At 73.0% G+C, this 14274-nt stretch carries 13 protein-coding genes; 10 read left to right on the forward strand and 3 right to left on the reverse strand.

The genetic code is table 11. The features are described from left to right. Positions 1–110 precede the first annotated feature (110 nt). The 3 genes from BLT59_RS25480 to BLT59_RS25490 are packed head-to-tail and all read left to right on the forward strand — an operon-like array spanning position 111 to position 3593. Positions 111–1049: an ornithine cyclodeaminase family protein gene (locus tag BLT59_RS25480; protein ID WP_091787477.1), complete on the forward strand. Its 939-nt coding sequence runs from the start codon at positions 111–113 to the stop codon at positions 1047–1049. Positions 1050–1091: 42 nt separating this feature from the next. Next, the gene (gene cobF / locus BLT59_RS25485; RefSeq protein WP_091787480.1) at positions 1092–1880 is read left to right on the forward strand and encodes a precorrin-6A synthase (deacetylating); all 789 of its coding nucleotides are present in this window, start codon (positions 1092–1094) and stop codon (positions 1878–1880) included. 9 nt (positions 1881–1889) lie between these two features. Next, entirely contained in the window at positions 1890–3593 is a 1704-nt protein-coding gene (locus tag BLT59_RS25490) for a DEAD/DEAH box helicase (RefSeq protein WP_091787483.1), read from the forward strand. Positions 3594–4224: 631 nt separating this feature from the next. On the opposite strand, the gene BLT59_RS25495 is transcribed toward BLT59_RS25490, so the two are convergent. Continuing rightward, positions 4225–4971, reverse strand: a complete 747-nt coding sequence (locus BLT59_RS25495; RefSeq protein WP_091787485.1) for an SDR family oxidoreductase — start codon at positions 4969–4971, stop codon at positions 4225–4227. 95 nt (positions 4972–5066) lie between these two features. On the opposite strand from BLT59_RS25495, the gene BLT59_RS25500 reads away from it, so the two are divergent. Then, positions 5067–5978, forward strand: coding sequence for an AraC family transcriptional regulator (locus BLT59_RS25500; protein ID WP_091787488.1), 912 nt, complete (start codon positions 5067–5069; stop codon positions 5976–5978). A gap of 33 nt (positions 5979–6011) precedes the next feature. Here the strand turns inward: BLT59_RS25500 and BLT59_RS25505 are convergent, their stop codons facing one another. Next, positions 6012–7145: a hypothetical protein gene (locus tag BLT59_RS25505; RefSeq protein ID WP_091787491.1), complete on the reverse strand. Its 1134-nt coding sequence runs from the start codon at positions 7143–7145 to the stop codon at positions 6012–6014. A gap of 90 nt (positions 7146–7235) precedes the next feature. Next, positions 7236–8480 carry a sensor histidine kinase gene (locus tag BLT59_RS25510; RefSeq protein WP_091787494.1) on the reverse strand — a complete coding sequence of 415 codons (1245 nt, stop codon included), beginning with the start codon at positions 8478–8480 and terminating at the stop codon, positions 7236–7238. Positions 8481–8631: 151 nt separating this feature from the next. Here BLT59_RS25510 and BLT59_RS25515 point away from each other — a divergent pair, with 151 nt between their 5' ends. The 6 genes from BLT59_RS25515 to BLT59_RS25540 all read left to right on the forward strand — a co-directional run bounded on the left by BLT59_RS25515 (position 8632) and on the right by BLT59_RS25540 (position 14225). Continuing rightward, positions 8632–8895, forward strand: a complete 264-nt coding sequence (locus BLT59_RS25515) for a hypothetical protein (protein ID WP_091787497.1) — start codon at positions 8632–8634, stop codon at positions 8893–8895. A 111-nt stretch (positions 8896–9006) separates the two neighbouring features. Further along, complete coding sequence (locus BLT59_RS25520; RefSeq protein ID WP_091787499.1) at positions 9007–9237, forward strand: hypervirulence associated TUDOR domain-containing protein; 231 nt, start codon at positions 9007–9009, stop codon at positions 9235–9237. A gap of 117 nt (positions 9238–9354) precedes the next feature. After that, positions 9355–9846, forward strand: coding sequence for a (2Fe-2S)-binding protein (locus BLT59_RS25525; RefSeq protein ID WP_091787502.1), 492 nt, complete (start codon positions 9355–9357; stop codon positions 9844–9846). Next, positions 9843–10886, forward strand: coding sequence for an FAD binding domain-containing protein (locus BLT59_RS25530; protein WP_091787505.1), 1044 nt, complete (start codon positions 9843–9845; stop codon positions 10884–10886). The genes BLT59_RS25525 and BLT59_RS25530 overlap by 4 nt, the downstream gene beginning before the upstream one ends. Before the next feature lie 10 nt (positions 10887–10896). After that, positions 10897–13161, forward strand: coding sequence for a xanthine dehydrogenase family protein molybdopterin-binding subunit (locus tag BLT59_RS25535; RefSeq protein WP_091787508.1), 2265 nt, complete (start codon positions 10897–10899; stop codon positions 13159–13161). Positions 13162–13289: 128 nt separating this feature from the next. Then, the gene (locus tag BLT59_RS25540; RefSeq protein WP_091787511.1) at positions 13290–14225 is read left to right on the forward strand and encodes a dihydrodipicolinate synthase family protein; all 936 of its coding nucleotides are present in this window, start codon (positions 13290–13292) and stop codon (positions 14223–14225) included. Positions 14226–14274 lie beyond the last annotated feature (49 nt).

A 14274-nucleotide genomic window follows, 5' to 3' on the forward strand; every position in this document is an offset into this window, starting at 1 on the left:
TGTCGGGGCGGCGCCCCGACACCGGGCTCCGCCCGAGGGCAGGGCTCTGCCCTGCACCCGCAAAAGGTCGATGACCTTTTGAAACCATGACTTGGGAGGTCCCTGAATCCATGCGCTTCATCTCTGAGGAGGAATCCGCCGCCCTGGTCGATCACGCCATGGCGTTCGACGCGGCGCGCGAGGCGCTGATCGCCGCGGTGGCGGCGGGCACCACTCTGTTCCCGGCGGTGCTCGGCCACGGCTCGGAGCCGGCCAACCGGTTCTCGATCAAGTCGGGCTCCACGGCCGAATATGCCGGCCTGAAAGTCGGCTCGTTCTGGCCCGGCAACCCCGACCGGGGCCTGCCGCGGCATAATTCGGTGATCCTGCTGTTCGATCAGGCCGTCGGCCGGGTCGACACGGTGATCGAGGCGGGCCGGGTCAACGCCTACCGCACCGCCGCCGCCGACGCGGTGGCGGCGAGCGTCCTGGCGCGGCCGGATTCCAAGGTGCTCGCCGTGTTCGGGGCCGGCAACCAGGCCGAATTCGAGGCCGCAGCGCTCGCCCGGGTCCTGCCGATCAGGACGGTGCTGGTCGTCGCCCGGGACCCCGCCAAGGTCGCGGGCTTCGCCGAGCGCCTGGCGGGGCAGGGGGCCTCCGGGCTCGACGTGCGGGCGGCCTCCGCCCGGGAGGCCTGCGAAGCGGCCGACGTGATCGTCACGGCAACGCCGGCCCGGGCGCCGCTGTTCGAGGCCGCCTGGGTCCGCCCCGGCACGCATGTCGCCGCCATGGGGGCCGACGCCAAGGGTAAGCAGGAATTGCCCCCCGCCCTGCTGGACCGGGCGGCCCTGTTCTGCGACCTGCCGGAGCAATCGCGCACCATCGGCGAGTTCCAGCACGCCTCCGCGCGCGCCCGGGCGGGCCTCACGGCGCTCGGCGGCGTGCTGCGGCGCGGGGAGGGGGGGCGGACCGATCCGGCGGAGATCACCGTGTTCGATTCCTCCGGCATCGCCCTGCAGGACCTGACCATCGCGCGGGCCATCCTCGCCAAAGCCGATGCGCGCTTGTAGGGGAGGCCAGCGCCGGCCCTCCCCGCCCCGGCGGAGGACGGCATGCAAAACAGGCAGATCCGGGTCATCGGCATCGGCACGGGCGATCCCGAGCACCTGACCCTCCAGGCGGTGCGGGCGCTCGCCGATGTCGACGCGGTGTTCGTCCTCGACAAGCGCGCCGAGACCGCCGATCTCGTCGAGAGCCGCCGCCGGATCTGCGCGGCCCATATCCGAAAACCCCACCGGGTCGTCACCGTCGAGGACCCGCCCCGGGAGCGCCGCCCGGCCGATTACGGCAGCACCGTCGCGGCCTGGCACGCGGCCCGGGCCGAGCGGCTGGAGGCGGCCTTCGCGACCCATCTCGGGGGCGGGGAGGTGGGGGCGATCCTGGCCTGGGGCGACCCGGCCCTCTACGACAGCGTGCTCCGCATCCTCGACCACATCGCCGCGCGAGGGCGCGTGGCGTTCACCCGCACGGTGGTCCCCGGCCTGTCGAGCGTGCAGGTGCTCGCCGCCCGCCACGGCGTTCCGCTGAACGGCATCGGCGGATCGGTGCTGATCACCACCGGCCGGCGCCTCGCCGCGGGCTGGCCGGCGGAGGCGGAGAGCGTCGTGGTGATGCTCGACGGCGATCCGGCCTTCGCGCATCTCGACCCGGACCTGACGATCTATTGGGGCGCCTATCTCGGCAGCCCGGACGAGATCCTGGTCTCAGGCCGGCTGGGCGATACGGGCGACGAGGTCCGTCGCGTCCGCGCCGAGGCCCGGGCCCGGCACGGCTGGATCATGGACATCTACCTGCTGCGCCGTGACCGCGCCGCAACGGACAGGGCCGGCGAACCCGACTAGACCGCCGCCATGCTGCGCCTGCGGGACTACCAGCGCGCCAGTCTCGACGCGCTCTCGGCCGCCTGGGCGCGGGCAGGGGCGGACGAGGCGGCGCCCGGCCACCTGATCGTGCTGCCCACCGGCGCCGGCAAGGCACTCGTGATCGCGGCCCTCGCCCGGGAGGCCCTGGCGGAAAACCCCCGCGCCCGGGTGGCGATCGTCACCCATAGCCGCGAGCTGGTCGCCCAGAATTTCTCGGAGCTGACCCGTGCCTGGCCGGAAGCGCCGGCCGGGATCTTCTCGGCCGGGCTCGGGCGGCGGGAGGGTGGGGCGCCGGTGCTGGTCTGCGGCATCCAGTCGGTGGCCGACCGGCTCGACGCGGTCGGCCCGCGCGACCTCGTGATCGTCGACGAGGCGCACCTGATCCCCCGCGCCGCCGACACCCGCTACGGCCGCTTCCTGTCCGGCCTGCGGGCACTGACCCCCGGGATGCGCGTGGCGGGCTTCACCGCGACCCCGTACCGGCTCGATTCGGGCCGCCTCGACGAAGGCGAGCACCGGCTCTTCTCCGGCATCGCCTACGAGGCCGACACGTTCACGCTGATCCGGGACGGCTTCCTGGCGCCCCTGGTCTCCAAGGCGACGCTGACCCAGCTCGACGTCTCGGGCGTCGGCCGGCGCGGGGGCGACTACATCCCGGGCGAGCTGGAGGCGGCGGTCAACCGCGAGTGGATCACGCGCGCGGCGGTCGCGGAGCTCGCGGAGTACGGGCGTGCCCGCCGGGCCTGGCTCGCCTTCTGCGCCGGGCTCGCCCACGCGGAGGCCGTGCGCGACGCGGTGCGGGCGGAGGGGTATTCCTGCGAGACCGTCTCGGGCGAGACCCCACGGCGGGAGCGCGACCGGATCGTGGCGGCATTCCGGGCTGGACGGATCCGCTGCCTGACCTCGGTCGGCGTGCTGGGGACCGGCTTCAACGTGCCCGAGGTCGATCTCGTGGCGCTGCTGCGCCCGACCCGCAGCACCGGTCTCTACGTGCAGCAGGTCGGCCGGGCGCTGCGCTGCGCCCCGGGCAAGGTCAATGCACTGATCCTCGACTATGCCGGTCTGGTGCGGATGCACGGCCCCGTGGACGCCGTGACGGTCCGGAGTGCCACCCAGGTGATCGGCGGGGCAGGGGGCTCGCGCGCCAAGCCCTGCCCCGGCTGCGGCGCCCTGATCGCGCTGAACGCCTCCACCTGCGAGGCCTGCTGGACCGAGCCGGAAGTGGATACAGAGGCCCCGCACGAGGCCGCAGCCGACGACGAGCTGGCGATCCTCTCGGCGGATCCCGGATTGCCGGGCCCCGAACCGGCCGGCCCTGCCCCGGCGGCGGAAACCGGCTGGCACGAGCCGGCTTGGCATCCGGTCACGGACCTGAGCCTGGAGGCGGCACCGGACGGGCTCGACCTCGTGCTCGGCTGGCGGGACGGCGCCGCCGAGGCGGTGTGGCGCGTCCATCTGCGGCCCGAGCGCAGCGGCTACGAGCGGGAGAAGGCGGTGTCCTGGTGGCGCGGCCTCGGCGGCGGCCGGGACGCGCCGATGAGCGCCCTCGGCTTCCTGGAGCGCGCCGAGCTTCTGGCCCGGCCGACGGCGATCCGGATCCGGCCCGGCCGGCTGTCGGAGCATATCGACTGTCGGACGCAGGACGGCCGGATCCTCGGCGATGTGCGCCGCATAGCCGGGCGCGCGGCGTGAGGCCGTGCGTGTGGCGTGAGCCGCTGCGGGGAGGGGGCTCGGACCGCCCTCACCCGGTCCGGCCGCGACGTCCAGGCGGCCCGGCCCGATCACGGCCTCGGGAACCGGACACGGCACGAAGCGGCATGATCCCGGATCGCCCACCGGTGACCAACCTGGCATGCCAGCCCCCTCGCCCGGCCGGGACTGCCGTCCATGTTCCATAATATATCTTATGCGAACTCTGGATCCTGACACAGGGCGGGTCCCGAAGCCGGATAGCGGGCCTCAGCCTGGAACAAAACGGAGAGAAAAGCCGAACACATCTCGGCTGGCTTCGACCGGCTCTGGCTGGAGCCTGCACGATCGGCGGTTTCGACGCGGGAGCCGGCTCCGCCGCGATCCTGGATGCGGGACGGCGGCGATCGCCGCGGACCACCGGGCGGCCCCGGTCCGCCGGATCGGGCGAGGGCGGCCCGGGACCCCTCCCCGCGGATGCGTCACGCGCACTGATCCGCCGGATTCCGTCGCGCGATCTCCAACCCGCGCGGACGGCCCTATCGGCGCGGAACGTTTGCACCGGCATGCCCGTCCGTCTGCTCGGCCCGCCCTCCCCGAGGCGGGCCGTCGGATGTCGCCGGAACCGTGGCGGTCAGGCGGCCGCGGCCCAGGCCTCGGCGTCCGCGCCGGCCGGAAGGCGCATCGGGCAGGCCGGATCGGTCGCCGCCCGCCAGATCGCGGCCGCCACGTCCAGCGACCGCGTCACCGGCTCGGCGGATTGGCGCATCCCGGCGAAGAGCGTGGCTCCCTGCTCCGCATAGGCCTCGGGAATGTCCATCCCCATGCGGGCGCGGGCATTCTCGCCGAACGCCGTGTCGGGGGCCCGCCCTGGGATGACGAGGCGTGTGCGCACGCCGAACGGGTCCAGTTCCACCGCGAGCGCTTCGGTGAAGGCATTCACCGCCGCCTTGCTGGCCGTGTAGACCGAGAGGAACGGCAGCGGCCTGAGCGTCACGGCCGAGGTGACGTTGACGATGACGCCCGCGCGCCGGTTCCGGAACTGCGGCAGCACCGCTCGGGTCATCGCGATGGTGCCGAGCGTGTTGGTCGCGAAGACCTCCTCGGCCATGGCGGGCGTTGTCCCCTCGAGGGCGTTGAGCAGCCCGACGCCCGCGTTGTTGACGAGGACATCGATCGGGCCCGCCGCCGCCACCGCCGCCGCGATGCTGTCCGCCTCCGTCACGTCGAGCGGCAGGACGCGGAGCCTGTCGGAGGCGGGCAGGATGTCGGGGTGCGGCCTCCGCATGGTGGCGACGACCGACCAATCCCGGTCGAGGAAGAAGCGGGCCGTCTCCAGGCCGAAGCCGGACGAGCAGCCGGTGATGAGTATGGTGCGCATGGACGATGATTCCGGTTGGGAAGGCCCGAGGGTAGGCGGCCGAGGCTGGACGATCTACGATCAAAAGTCCGAATTCCATGCGCGATCGTCCAGATATGACGGATCCCCTCAGCCAGGTGGTCAGCCTGCTCCGGCCCGAGCCCGACATCTCGAAACGCATCGTCGCGGGTGGCCGGTGGCGGGTGACGCGCTCGGATGCCGGCCGGCCGTTCTATGGCGCGATCCTGGAGGGCCGGTGCCGTCTGGATGTGGCGGGCGGTGCACCGGTCGTGCTCGAGGCGGGCGACTTCATCCTGGTACCGGCAGCCCGCGCCTTCGCGGTCTCCAGCCTGGAGCCGCCGGCGAACACGCCGTTAGAGGCGCCGGCCGCGCCCGTTGAAACGAGCCCCGGCCTGTTCCGGCTCGGGCCGGAGCACGCCGAGCCCGACATTCGCATGCTGGTCGGGCATTGCACCTTCGCCTCGGACGATGCCGGCCTGCTGGTGTCGCTCCTGCCGGATCAGGTGCATGTGCGCGGCGAGCCGCGGCTGAGTGCCCTGATGGCGTTCGTCGACGACGAGACGCGGGCGGGGCGACCGGGCCGAGAAGCCGTCCTGACGCGGCTTCTGGAGGTGCTCCTCATCGAGGCCCTGCGCTCGGCCGCGGGTCCATCCGCGTCGGCCGGACTCCTGCGCGGGCTTCGCGACGATCATCTCGCTGCCGCCCTGCGGTGCATCCATGATCGGCCGGCACAGACCTGGACGGTGGGCGCCCTCGCCCGGGAGGCCGCCCTGTCGCGGTCAGCCTTCTTCGACCGGTTCCAGCGCGCGGTCGGGGTCGCGCCGATGGCCTACGTCACCGGCTGGCGCATGGCGCTGGCCAAGGCGTTCCTCCGCCGGGACGGGATCACCGTCGCGGAGGCGGCCGGACGGGTAGGCTACAGCTCCGCCGGCACCTTCAGCGCGGCCTTCCGGCGGCATGTCGGGATGCCGCCCGCCCTCTACGCGCGGCGCCTGAGAGAGGAATGAAGGCGCCCGGCGCGGGAGAGCGGGGCGTCCGAGCTACAGGACCCGCGGCAGCAGCCGCCCGAGGAGATCCCGGCCCGGGAAACGGAACGGCGGCATCGGCAGATCCGGCGCGGGCTCATCGCCCGGGATCGGCCCCTCGGCGAAGCGCGCCCCGGCGGACCAGAACCTGTCCCGCCGCGTGCCGATCATGCCGAGCCCGACGGGCTCGCGCGTCGCGTCGGGCCGCAGCCGCCCCGCCGCCCAGACGCGCTGCCAGCACCGGCGCCGCGACAGGTCGGCATCCCGCCAGCCCAGCCGGGCATAGCCGGCTGCCGCGAAGACCCGGTCCCCGGCAAAGTCCTCCGGGATCCACACCCAACTCGAGAAGACGTGGACCGCATCGGTGCGGAAGCCGGCCGGATCCACCGCCCGCGTGTAGGCGCTGAGCGCCATCGCCCGGTGGCGGCCGACATGCCGACGCAGGCGACCCGGCAGCGTCAGCGCCTCCGGGAAGGCGGCGGCGTCGAGGGGGGTCGGCGCCACGCCGCGCTCCAGCGCGTAGGCGCTGTCCACGAGGTGCATCCAGGGTTCGAGGTCGACCTCCCAGGCCTGCTCCGCCGGCGCGAAGCGGCGGACCCGCCCCGCGATCAGCCGGTCGGCGACGCGCCGGGCCGGTTCCGGAATCCAGTCCGGCCCGGCCTCGGTCACGCGGAGCAGCGTCGAGGGCCCGTGTGCCCAGACCGCCTCGGTCAGGCGGGCGAAATCGGCCTCGGGCTCGTCGCGGCCGACCTTGCGCACCAGGATCTTCGAGCCGTCGGCGAGGTCGTCCAGCAGCTTGCGCTTGAGATGGGCCAGCCGGCCGTATTCCCGCTCCAGCAGCACCGCCGGCTCGATCGAGCCGGCCGGGTGCCCGGTATTCGCCCAGATGTTGTAGGCTACGCTGTGGCAGTAATAGGTGCCCCCGGCGCTCACGGAGAGCCGCAGATCTCCCGGTACGCCGAAATCCGCGAAGCCGCAGCGCAGCCCGCGGATCAGGTCCGCCATCGGCGTGTAGGAGAAGCGCAGCAGCCCGGAGGGCTCGACCCCGCCGTAGCGCTGCACGAACCCGAACTCGCAATTGTCGCCGAGGCTCCGGAAGGCGTGGAGCCGTTCGGCGAGGCGCGCCGCCGTCGTGCTGATCCCGGTCACTGCACCCGCTCACTCTCGCCGAGCCCGTCGTGCGCAGATCGCGACGGGGCAGGGCCTTTGTCCAGTCCCCGCCCCGGCCGGGCGGCGCGCTCAACCGGCCAGCGGCACCTCCAGGCGGAAGCAGGTGCCCGTCTCCCGGGCCGGGATCGTCAGGCTGCCGCCGAGCTGGCGCGTGAGGCTGCCGACCACCCGCATACCGAGGCTCTTCGAGGCGCGCCCGATCTCGAACCCCGCCGGCAGGCCGATCCCGTCATCGGTCACCTCGACCACGAGCCCTTCGGGCCGGCGCTCGGCGCGGACCCGGATCTCCCCGCCCGCCGGGTGCGTCTCGGGCGGGTAGGCGTATTTGAGCGCGTTGGTGACGAGTTCGTTGACCAGCAGGCCGATGGGGATCGCCCGGTCGGCCGAGATCCGCTGCGGGCAGGCCGTGCAGGCGAGCCGCTGGCCCGGCACGCCGCTGGCGAGGTTGGCCACCAGCTTCTCCAGGAAGGGGGCGAGGTCGAGTTCGCCCGGCACCCCCTCCCCGTCACCCTCCGCTTTGTCGCCGGCCTTGTCACCTTGCCGCCAGAGCTGGTCGTGGACGCCCGCGATCGCCTCGACGCGGCTGCGCGCATCCGCCAGGGCCGTCTGCACGGCCGGGTCTTCGGCGGCCCGGGCCTGGAGGGCGAGCAGGCTCGCCACGATGGCGAGGCTGTTCTTGACCCGGTGACTCATCTCGCGGGCGAGCAGGTCCTGCCGCGCGAGGGCGGCGCGCAGCAGGGTCTCGGTGCGCTGGCGCTCGATCGCGCCGCCGAGCAGGTTGGCGAAGCCCTGCATGAAGGCGATGTCGGCCTCCTCGAACATGCCCTCCCGGGTATCGTCCACCTCCAGCACCCCGAAGGCGCCGTCCCGATTCTCGATCAGCACGTTGATCGCCCGGCGGATGCCGTGATCGGCCATGAGCTGCGGCGTGCGGAACCGGGTCTCATCGGCGAGGTGGTTGGAGATCACCGGCCGGCCGGTCTTGAGGGCGAAGCCCGCCGGAGAGGCGAGGTCCGCCCCGATCCGGGCCTTCCCGATCACGTCGGGCCCCCAGCCGACGCCGGCCCGGACCAGCAGGGTGTCGGCACCGCGCTGATATTCCAGCGCCTTGCAGAACTCGGCGCCCATGCCCTGCGCGCACAGCTCCGCGGCCCGCTGCAGCAGGTGGTCGACATCGGTGCCGCGCAGCGCCTCGACGCCGAATTCCGACAGGATCACCTGCTGGCGCAGGCGATAGTCGAGATCGGGCGGCGCGGGGGCGCGGAGCGTCTCGGGGGTGGGTTCCACTTCGGTCTGATCGGTCTGCGCATTCATGGAGGATGGCAGACTAGCAGGAAGGCGGCCCCGGCGCGAAGCCTCGCCGCTCGGGCGCACCCGTCGTCGCACCCCTGCCGCCATCCGGAGCCCCAAGGCTCCCGCGGCGTTCGTCGAACAGCCCACGAGGAGCGCAGGGAGGCGCACAAGCATGGCCGACGACGTGAACGGACTCTCCGACAAGGCCCTCTCGATCTTCGCCTTCGCGGCCTATCACCGCCTCGTCAGCGGCGAGACGGTCACCTCGGTGATCCGCCGCGACGGCGCCGGCCACGAGGCCGATCCGGAGGGCGTGAAGGAGCTGGAGGCGCGCGGCCTCGTCACCGCCGGCGAGACCGCCATCGACCTCGGTGAGGCCGCGCAAGGAGCGGTCGAGACGATGGTCACGGCCCTGCGCCGGGCGGTCGGGCGCTGAGGCTGGAATTCCGGCGGGGCAGGTCGATCCGGCTGCGGCATTCCGGCCGTGGATACCCGGGAACGCCCCTGCCCCAGCTCCGCTTTCCCCGCATCCGCGATGGAGACGCACATGACCGCCAAGGCGAAGGTGAAGGCTGGCGACGACGTGACCTACAAATGGGGTCAGGGCACCGTCTCGGGTGCGGTGACCAAGGTCCACACCCAGGACGTCAAGAAGACCATCAAGGGCAACACGGTGAAGCGCGAGGCTTCGAAGGCGGAGCCGGCCCTGGAGATCAAGACTGCCAAGGGCAAGACGGTGCTGAAGTCGGTCTCGGAAGTCACGGTCAAGTCCGCATAGGGGTGCGACCTGCGCGTGCCGTGATCCTGCGCACATCACCTTGTGCTTAAGGTCTCGCCGAGAGCGTGGCGGCGGCTATCTGTAACGGTTCCAGCCTTTGCAAGCCGGGACCCCCGCATGACCATTCCCCTCAGGCTCACCCTGAACGGGCAGCCGCGCGAGATCGCCCTCGACGATCCGCGGGTCACCCTCCTCGATCTCCTGCGCGAGCGCCTCGGCCTGACCGGCGCCAAGAAGGGCTGCGACCGCGGCCAGTGCGGCGCCTGCACGGTGCTGGTGGACGGACGGCGCATCAACTCCTGCCTGACGCTCGCCGCGAGCCTCGACGGTGCCGAGGTACTGACCATCGAGGGGCTGGCCGAGGGCGACCGGCTCCACCCGGTCCAGGCGGCCTTCATCGCCCATGACGGCTTCCAGTGCGGCTTCTGCACTCCCGGCCAGATCATGAGCGCGGTCGGCCTGATTCGCGAGGGCCACGCCGGCACAGATCCCGAGCGCATCCGCGAGGGCATGAGCGGCAATCTCTGCCGTTGCGGCGCCTATGCCGGCATCCTCGATGCGGTTCAGGACGCGGCGGCCCGCACGGAGCACCGGGAGGACGCGGCGTGAGACGCTTCGATTACATCCGCCCCGCGAGCGTGCCGGAGGCCCTGGCGGCCGGGCAGGTTCCGGGCACCGCCTTCCTCGCCGCCGGCACCAACCTCGTCGACTTGATGAAGGGCGGCGTCGCGACTCCCGAGCGGATCGTCGACATCACCCGCCTGCCCGGCCTCTCGGCGATCGAGCGGTTGCCGGACGGCACCACCCGGGTCGGTGCCCTGGTGCGCAACAGCGACCTCGCCTATGACCCCGCCTTCGCCAAGGCCTACCCGATGGTGGCCGAGGCCCTGCTGGCCGGCGCCTCGGCGCAATTGCGCAACGCTGCGACCGTCGGCGGCAACCTGATGCAGCGCACCCGCTGCCAATACTTCACCGACGCGGTCTCGCCCTGCAACAAGCGCGCGCCCGGCTCCGGCTGTGCGGCCCTGGGGCACGCCACCCGGATCCACGCGGTCCAGGGCTGGAGCGAGCACTGCATCGCCACCCACCCGTCCGATTTCTGCGTGCCGCTCGCCGCCCTCGACGCGGTGGTGGAGATCGCCGGGCCGGACGGCGCCCGGGAGGTGCCGCTGACGGCCTTTCACCTGCTGCCCGGCGACCATCCGGAGCGGGAGACCGACCTGCGGCAAGCTGAGCTGATCACCGCCCTGCGCCTGCCGCCCGAGGCGGCGTCCTTCCGGGGCCATGCCCGCTATCTCAAGGTCCGCGACCGCACCTCCTACGCCTTCGCGGTGGTCTCGGCGGCGGCTGCCCTCACCCTGGAGGCCGGCGGACGGATCGGGCAGGCCCGGCTGGCGCTCGGCGGGCTGGCGCTGAAGCCCTGGCGGGTGGCGGAGGCTGAAGCTGCGCTCGCCGGACAGGCGCCCGTCCCCGAGGCCTTCGCGAAGGCCGCGGACGCGGCGCTCGCCGGCGCCAAGCCCACCGGCGAGGCCAACGCCTTCAAGATCGAGCTCGCCCGCCGGGTGGCGATCCGCGCCCTCACCCAGGCCGCCGCGGGCACGCCCGCCCGGATCCCGGCGCTCCCTGCCTCTCCGTTCGGCATCGTCTGAGGAGACCCGCATGACCGCGACCTCCACGCCCGCCTCGAACCTCCCCGCCGGTGCGATCCGCCACGGCTCCAGCATTGGCCAGCCGCTGACCCGGCGCGACGGCCCCCTCAAGGTGACGGGCCAGGCCCGCTTCTCCGCCGACAACCTGCCCCCCGGCACGCTCCACGCCGCGCTCTGCGTCGCCCGGATCGCCAAGGGCCGCGTCACCGGCCTCGACGTGGCCGCCGCCGAGGCCCATCCCGGCGTCGTCGCGGTGATGACGCCGCAGAACGCCCCGGCGCTCGCCAAGGACCCGGACGCCAAGGACGGGCCGTTCACGTTCCGCCTCGACCTCCTGCAGAACGATACGGTCCGCTACGCCAACCAGCCGATCGCCGTGGTGATCGCCGAGACCCTGGAGGCGGCCACCGAGGGCGCCCGGCTGCTCGCCCCGACCTACGCGGCCGAGACGCCGCGGATCGGGCTCGATTCCGGCGCGGTCTTCACGCCGGATTCGGTCGGCGTCGGCGCGCCGCCGGTGGAGATTGACGGCGACGTCGAGGCCGGGCTCGCGGCCGCGTCCAAGACGATCGCCGCCACCTACGAGACGCCGGCCCAGTACCACAACGCCATGGAGCCGCACGCGGCGGTGGCCAGCTGGGACGGGAACCGGCTGACGCTGCACATGCCGACCCAGGCGCTGGCCATGTCGCAGGGGCGGCTCGCCGGGCTGTTCGGCATCAGCCCCGACGACATCCACATCGAGAGCCCCTATCTCGGCGGCGGCTTCGGCTCGAAGGGCGTGCCGGCCGGGCCGCAGGTGCTCGCCTGCATGGCGGCCAAGCTCGTCGGCAAACCGGTGAAGCTCGTGCCGACCCGGAGCCAGATGTACGGCCCGATGGGCCATCGCGGCCCGACCCGGCAAACGATCCGCCTCGGTGCCGACGCCGCCGGCAAGCTCACGGCGCTCGATCACCACATCCGCACCGCCTCGTCGAGCTTCGACGACTTCTTCGAGCCGGCGGGCCGGGCGACCAGCACCCTCTACGCCAGCCCCGCCATTGCCATCCGGCACGAGGCGGTGCGGCTCGATACCGGCACGCCCCTGTTCATGCGGGCGCCCGGCGAGGCCACCGGCAGCGTCGCCCTGGAGAGTGCGCTCGACGAGATGGCCTTCGCGCTCGGCATGGACCCGCTGGAGTTCCGGCTCGCCAATTACGCCGAGGTCGAGCCGATCACCGGCAAGCCGTTCTCGTCGAAGGCGCTGCGGGACTGCTACCGGCGCGGCGCCGAGGCCTTCGGCTGGGCCGGGCGCCCGCTCCAGCCCCGCCAGACCCGCGACAGGGACGGGTTCCTGGTGGGCACCGGCATGGGCACCGCGACCTTCCCGGCGCTGATCTTCGAGGGCATGGCCCGGGCCGAGATCCGCGCCGACGGCACCGGCACGGTGGAGCTCGGGGCGATCGACATGGGCCAGGGCTCGTGGACGGCGCTGGCCCAGATCGCCGCCGACGGGCTCGGGATCGGGATGGACGCCCTCACCTTCCGGATGGGGTCTTCCGACCTGCCGAATGCCGGCATCGCGGGCGGCTCGGGCCACACCGCGACGGCGGGCGGGGCGATCCACGCGGCCGCCGGCGACGTGATCCGCCAGCTCGCGGATCTCGCCACCAACGATCCCGCCTCCCCGCTCTACGGGGCCGGCAATGCCGGCGTCACCGCGGCGGGCGGCCGGCTCGCCCGGCGCGACGACCCGAGCCGGAGCGAGGCCATCGCCGACATCCTCAGGCGGGCCGGCCGGGCCAGCATCGAGGGCCAGGGCAAGGCCGGCGCCGATCCGGCCGCGCAGGCGTCGTACGCCATGCACGCCCACGGGGCGGTCTTCGCCGAGGTGAAGGTCGATCCCGAGCTCGGCCAGATCCGGGTGAGCCGCCTCACCGGCGCCTTCGCGGCCGGCCGGGTGATCAATCCGCGGCTGGTCCAGAGCCAGTATTACGGCGGGATGATCTGGGGCCTGTCCTTCGCCCTGCACGAGCGGGCCGAGATGGATCCGCGCACCGGCCGGTTCCTCAACGACAACCTCGCCGAGTACCACGTGCCGGTGAACGCCGACGTGCCCGCCCTGGAGGCGATCCTGGTCCACGAGGACGACGCGGTGGTGAACGCGCTCGGCGTGAAGGGGGTCGGCGAGATCGGCATCACCGGCACGGTGGGCGCCATCGCCAACGCGGTCTGGCACGCCACCGGCGTGCGGGTCCGCGAGATGCCGATCACCCTCGACAAGCTGCTGGGCTGATCGAACCGGTCGATCGCGCGCCGAACGCGGTCCGATCCCGTCCCGGGCGCGTCGCGTCGCCCGGGATTTTTTAGTATGGGGCATGCCACCCGGCGGCCGGCGGCCGCCGCAGCAGCGCGGAGACCGGCATGCCCCTCACCAGCGACATCGGCGGCGTCGTACCGATCGCGCCGACGCCGTTCCATCCGGACGGCCGGATCGACGAGGTCTCCCTCGACCGGATGACAGACTTCTTCGGGTCGGCCGGCGTCGACGGCCTGACGATTCTCGGCCAGCTCGGCGAGGCCGGCAAGCTCGACCACGCGGAGGGAATCGCGGTGGCGCGGCGCGTCCTCGGGCGCACCCGGCTGCCGGTGATCGTCGGCGTCACGGCGCCAGGCTTCGCGGCCATGCGGTCGCTCGCCCGGGAGGTGATGGAGCTGGGCGCGGCCGGCGTGATGATCGCGCCGCCCAACACGCTCCGCACCGACGACCAGGTGGTCGGCTATTTTCGGAATGCCGCCGAGGCCGTGGGCCCGGACGTGCCCTTCGTGCTTCAGGACTATCCCCTCACCTTCTCGGTCCAGATGACCCCCGGCGTGATCCGCCGGATCGTGTCGGAAAACCCCTCCTGCGTGATGCTCAAGCACGAGGACTGGCCGGGCCTGGAGAAGATCTCGACGCTGCGCGGCTTCGAGGCGGACGGCTCGATGCGCCACATCTCCATCCTGGTGGGCAATGGCGGCCTGTTCCTCGACTTCGAGACCGAGCGCGGCGCCGACGGGGCCAATACCGGCTACGCCTTCCCGGAGATGCTGGTCGACGTGGTCCGCCTCGGCCGGGCCGGCGAGCGCGACGCCGCCCACGACCTGTTCGACGCCCACCTCCCCTATCTGCGCTACGAGCAGCAGCAGGGTCCTCTGGGCCTCGCGGTGCGCAAATACGTGTTCATGCGCCGGGGGATTTTTTCATCCGACGCGCAGCGCAAGCCGTCGCAGGCCCTGACCGCCCAGGCGAAGGCCGAGGTCGAGTACCTGCTGGCCCGCCTCGCCCGCACGGATTCGCGGGCGCGGCTCGAAGCCTGACGCCCGGCACGCCCTGCCCCTCGCCCGGCCGGGAAAGGGGCGGGGCGAC

The organism is Methylobacterium sp. UNC378MF (assembly GCF_900103195.1).
Lineage (GTDB): Bacteria > Pseudomonadota > Alphaproteobacteria > Rhizobiales > Beijerinckiaceae > Methylobacterium.

What these genes read in the sequence shown, in the direction of transcription:
- BLT59_RS25480 (WP_091787477.1), top strand. Translation starts at nt 111, where the DNA reads ATGCGCTTCATCTCTGAGGAGGAATCCGCCGCCCTGGTCGATCACGCC.
- cobF (WP_091787480.1), top strand. Translation starts at nt 1,092, where the DNA reads ATGCAAAACAGGCAGATCCGGGTCATCGGCATCGGCACGGGCGATCCC.
- BLT59_RS25490 (WP_091787483.1), top strand. Translation starts at nt 1,890, where the DNA reads ATGCTGCGCCTGCGGGACTACCAGCGCGCCAGTCTCGACGCGCTCTCG.
- BLT59_RS25495 (WP_091787485.1), bottom strand. Translation starts at nt 4,971, where the DNA reads ATGCGCACCATACTCATCACCGGCTGCTCGTCCGGCTTCGGCCTGGAG.
- BLT59_RS25500 (WP_091787488.1), top strand. Translation starts at nt 5,067, where the DNA reads ATGACGGATCCCCTCAGCCAGGTGGTCAGCCTGCTCCGGCCCGAGCCC.
- BLT59_RS25510 (WP_091787494.1), bottom strand. Translation starts at nt 8,480, where the DNA reads ATGAATGCGCAGACCGATCAGACCGAAGTGGAACCCACCCCCGAGACG.
- BLT59_RS25515 (WP_091787497.1), top strand. Translation starts at nt 8,632, where the DNA reads ATGGCCGACGACGTGAACGGACTCTCCGACAAGGCCCTCTCGATCTTC.
- BLT59_RS25520 (WP_091787499.1), top strand. Translation starts at nt 9,007, where the DNA reads ATGACCGCCAAGGCGAAGGTGAAGGCTGGCGACGACGTGACCTACAAA.
- BLT59_RS25525 (WP_091787502.1), top strand. Translation starts at nt 9,355, where the DNA reads ATGACCATTCCCCTCAGGCTCACCCTGAACGGGCAGCCGCGCGAGATC.
- BLT59_RS25535 (WP_091787508.1), top strand. Translation starts at nt 10,897, where the DNA reads ATGACCGCGACCTCCACGCCCGCCTCGAACCTCCCCGCCGGTGCGATC.
- BLT59_RS25540 (WP_091787511.1), top strand. Translation starts at nt 13,290, where the DNA reads ATGCCCCTCACCAGCGACATCGGCGGCGTCGTACCGATCGCGCCGACG.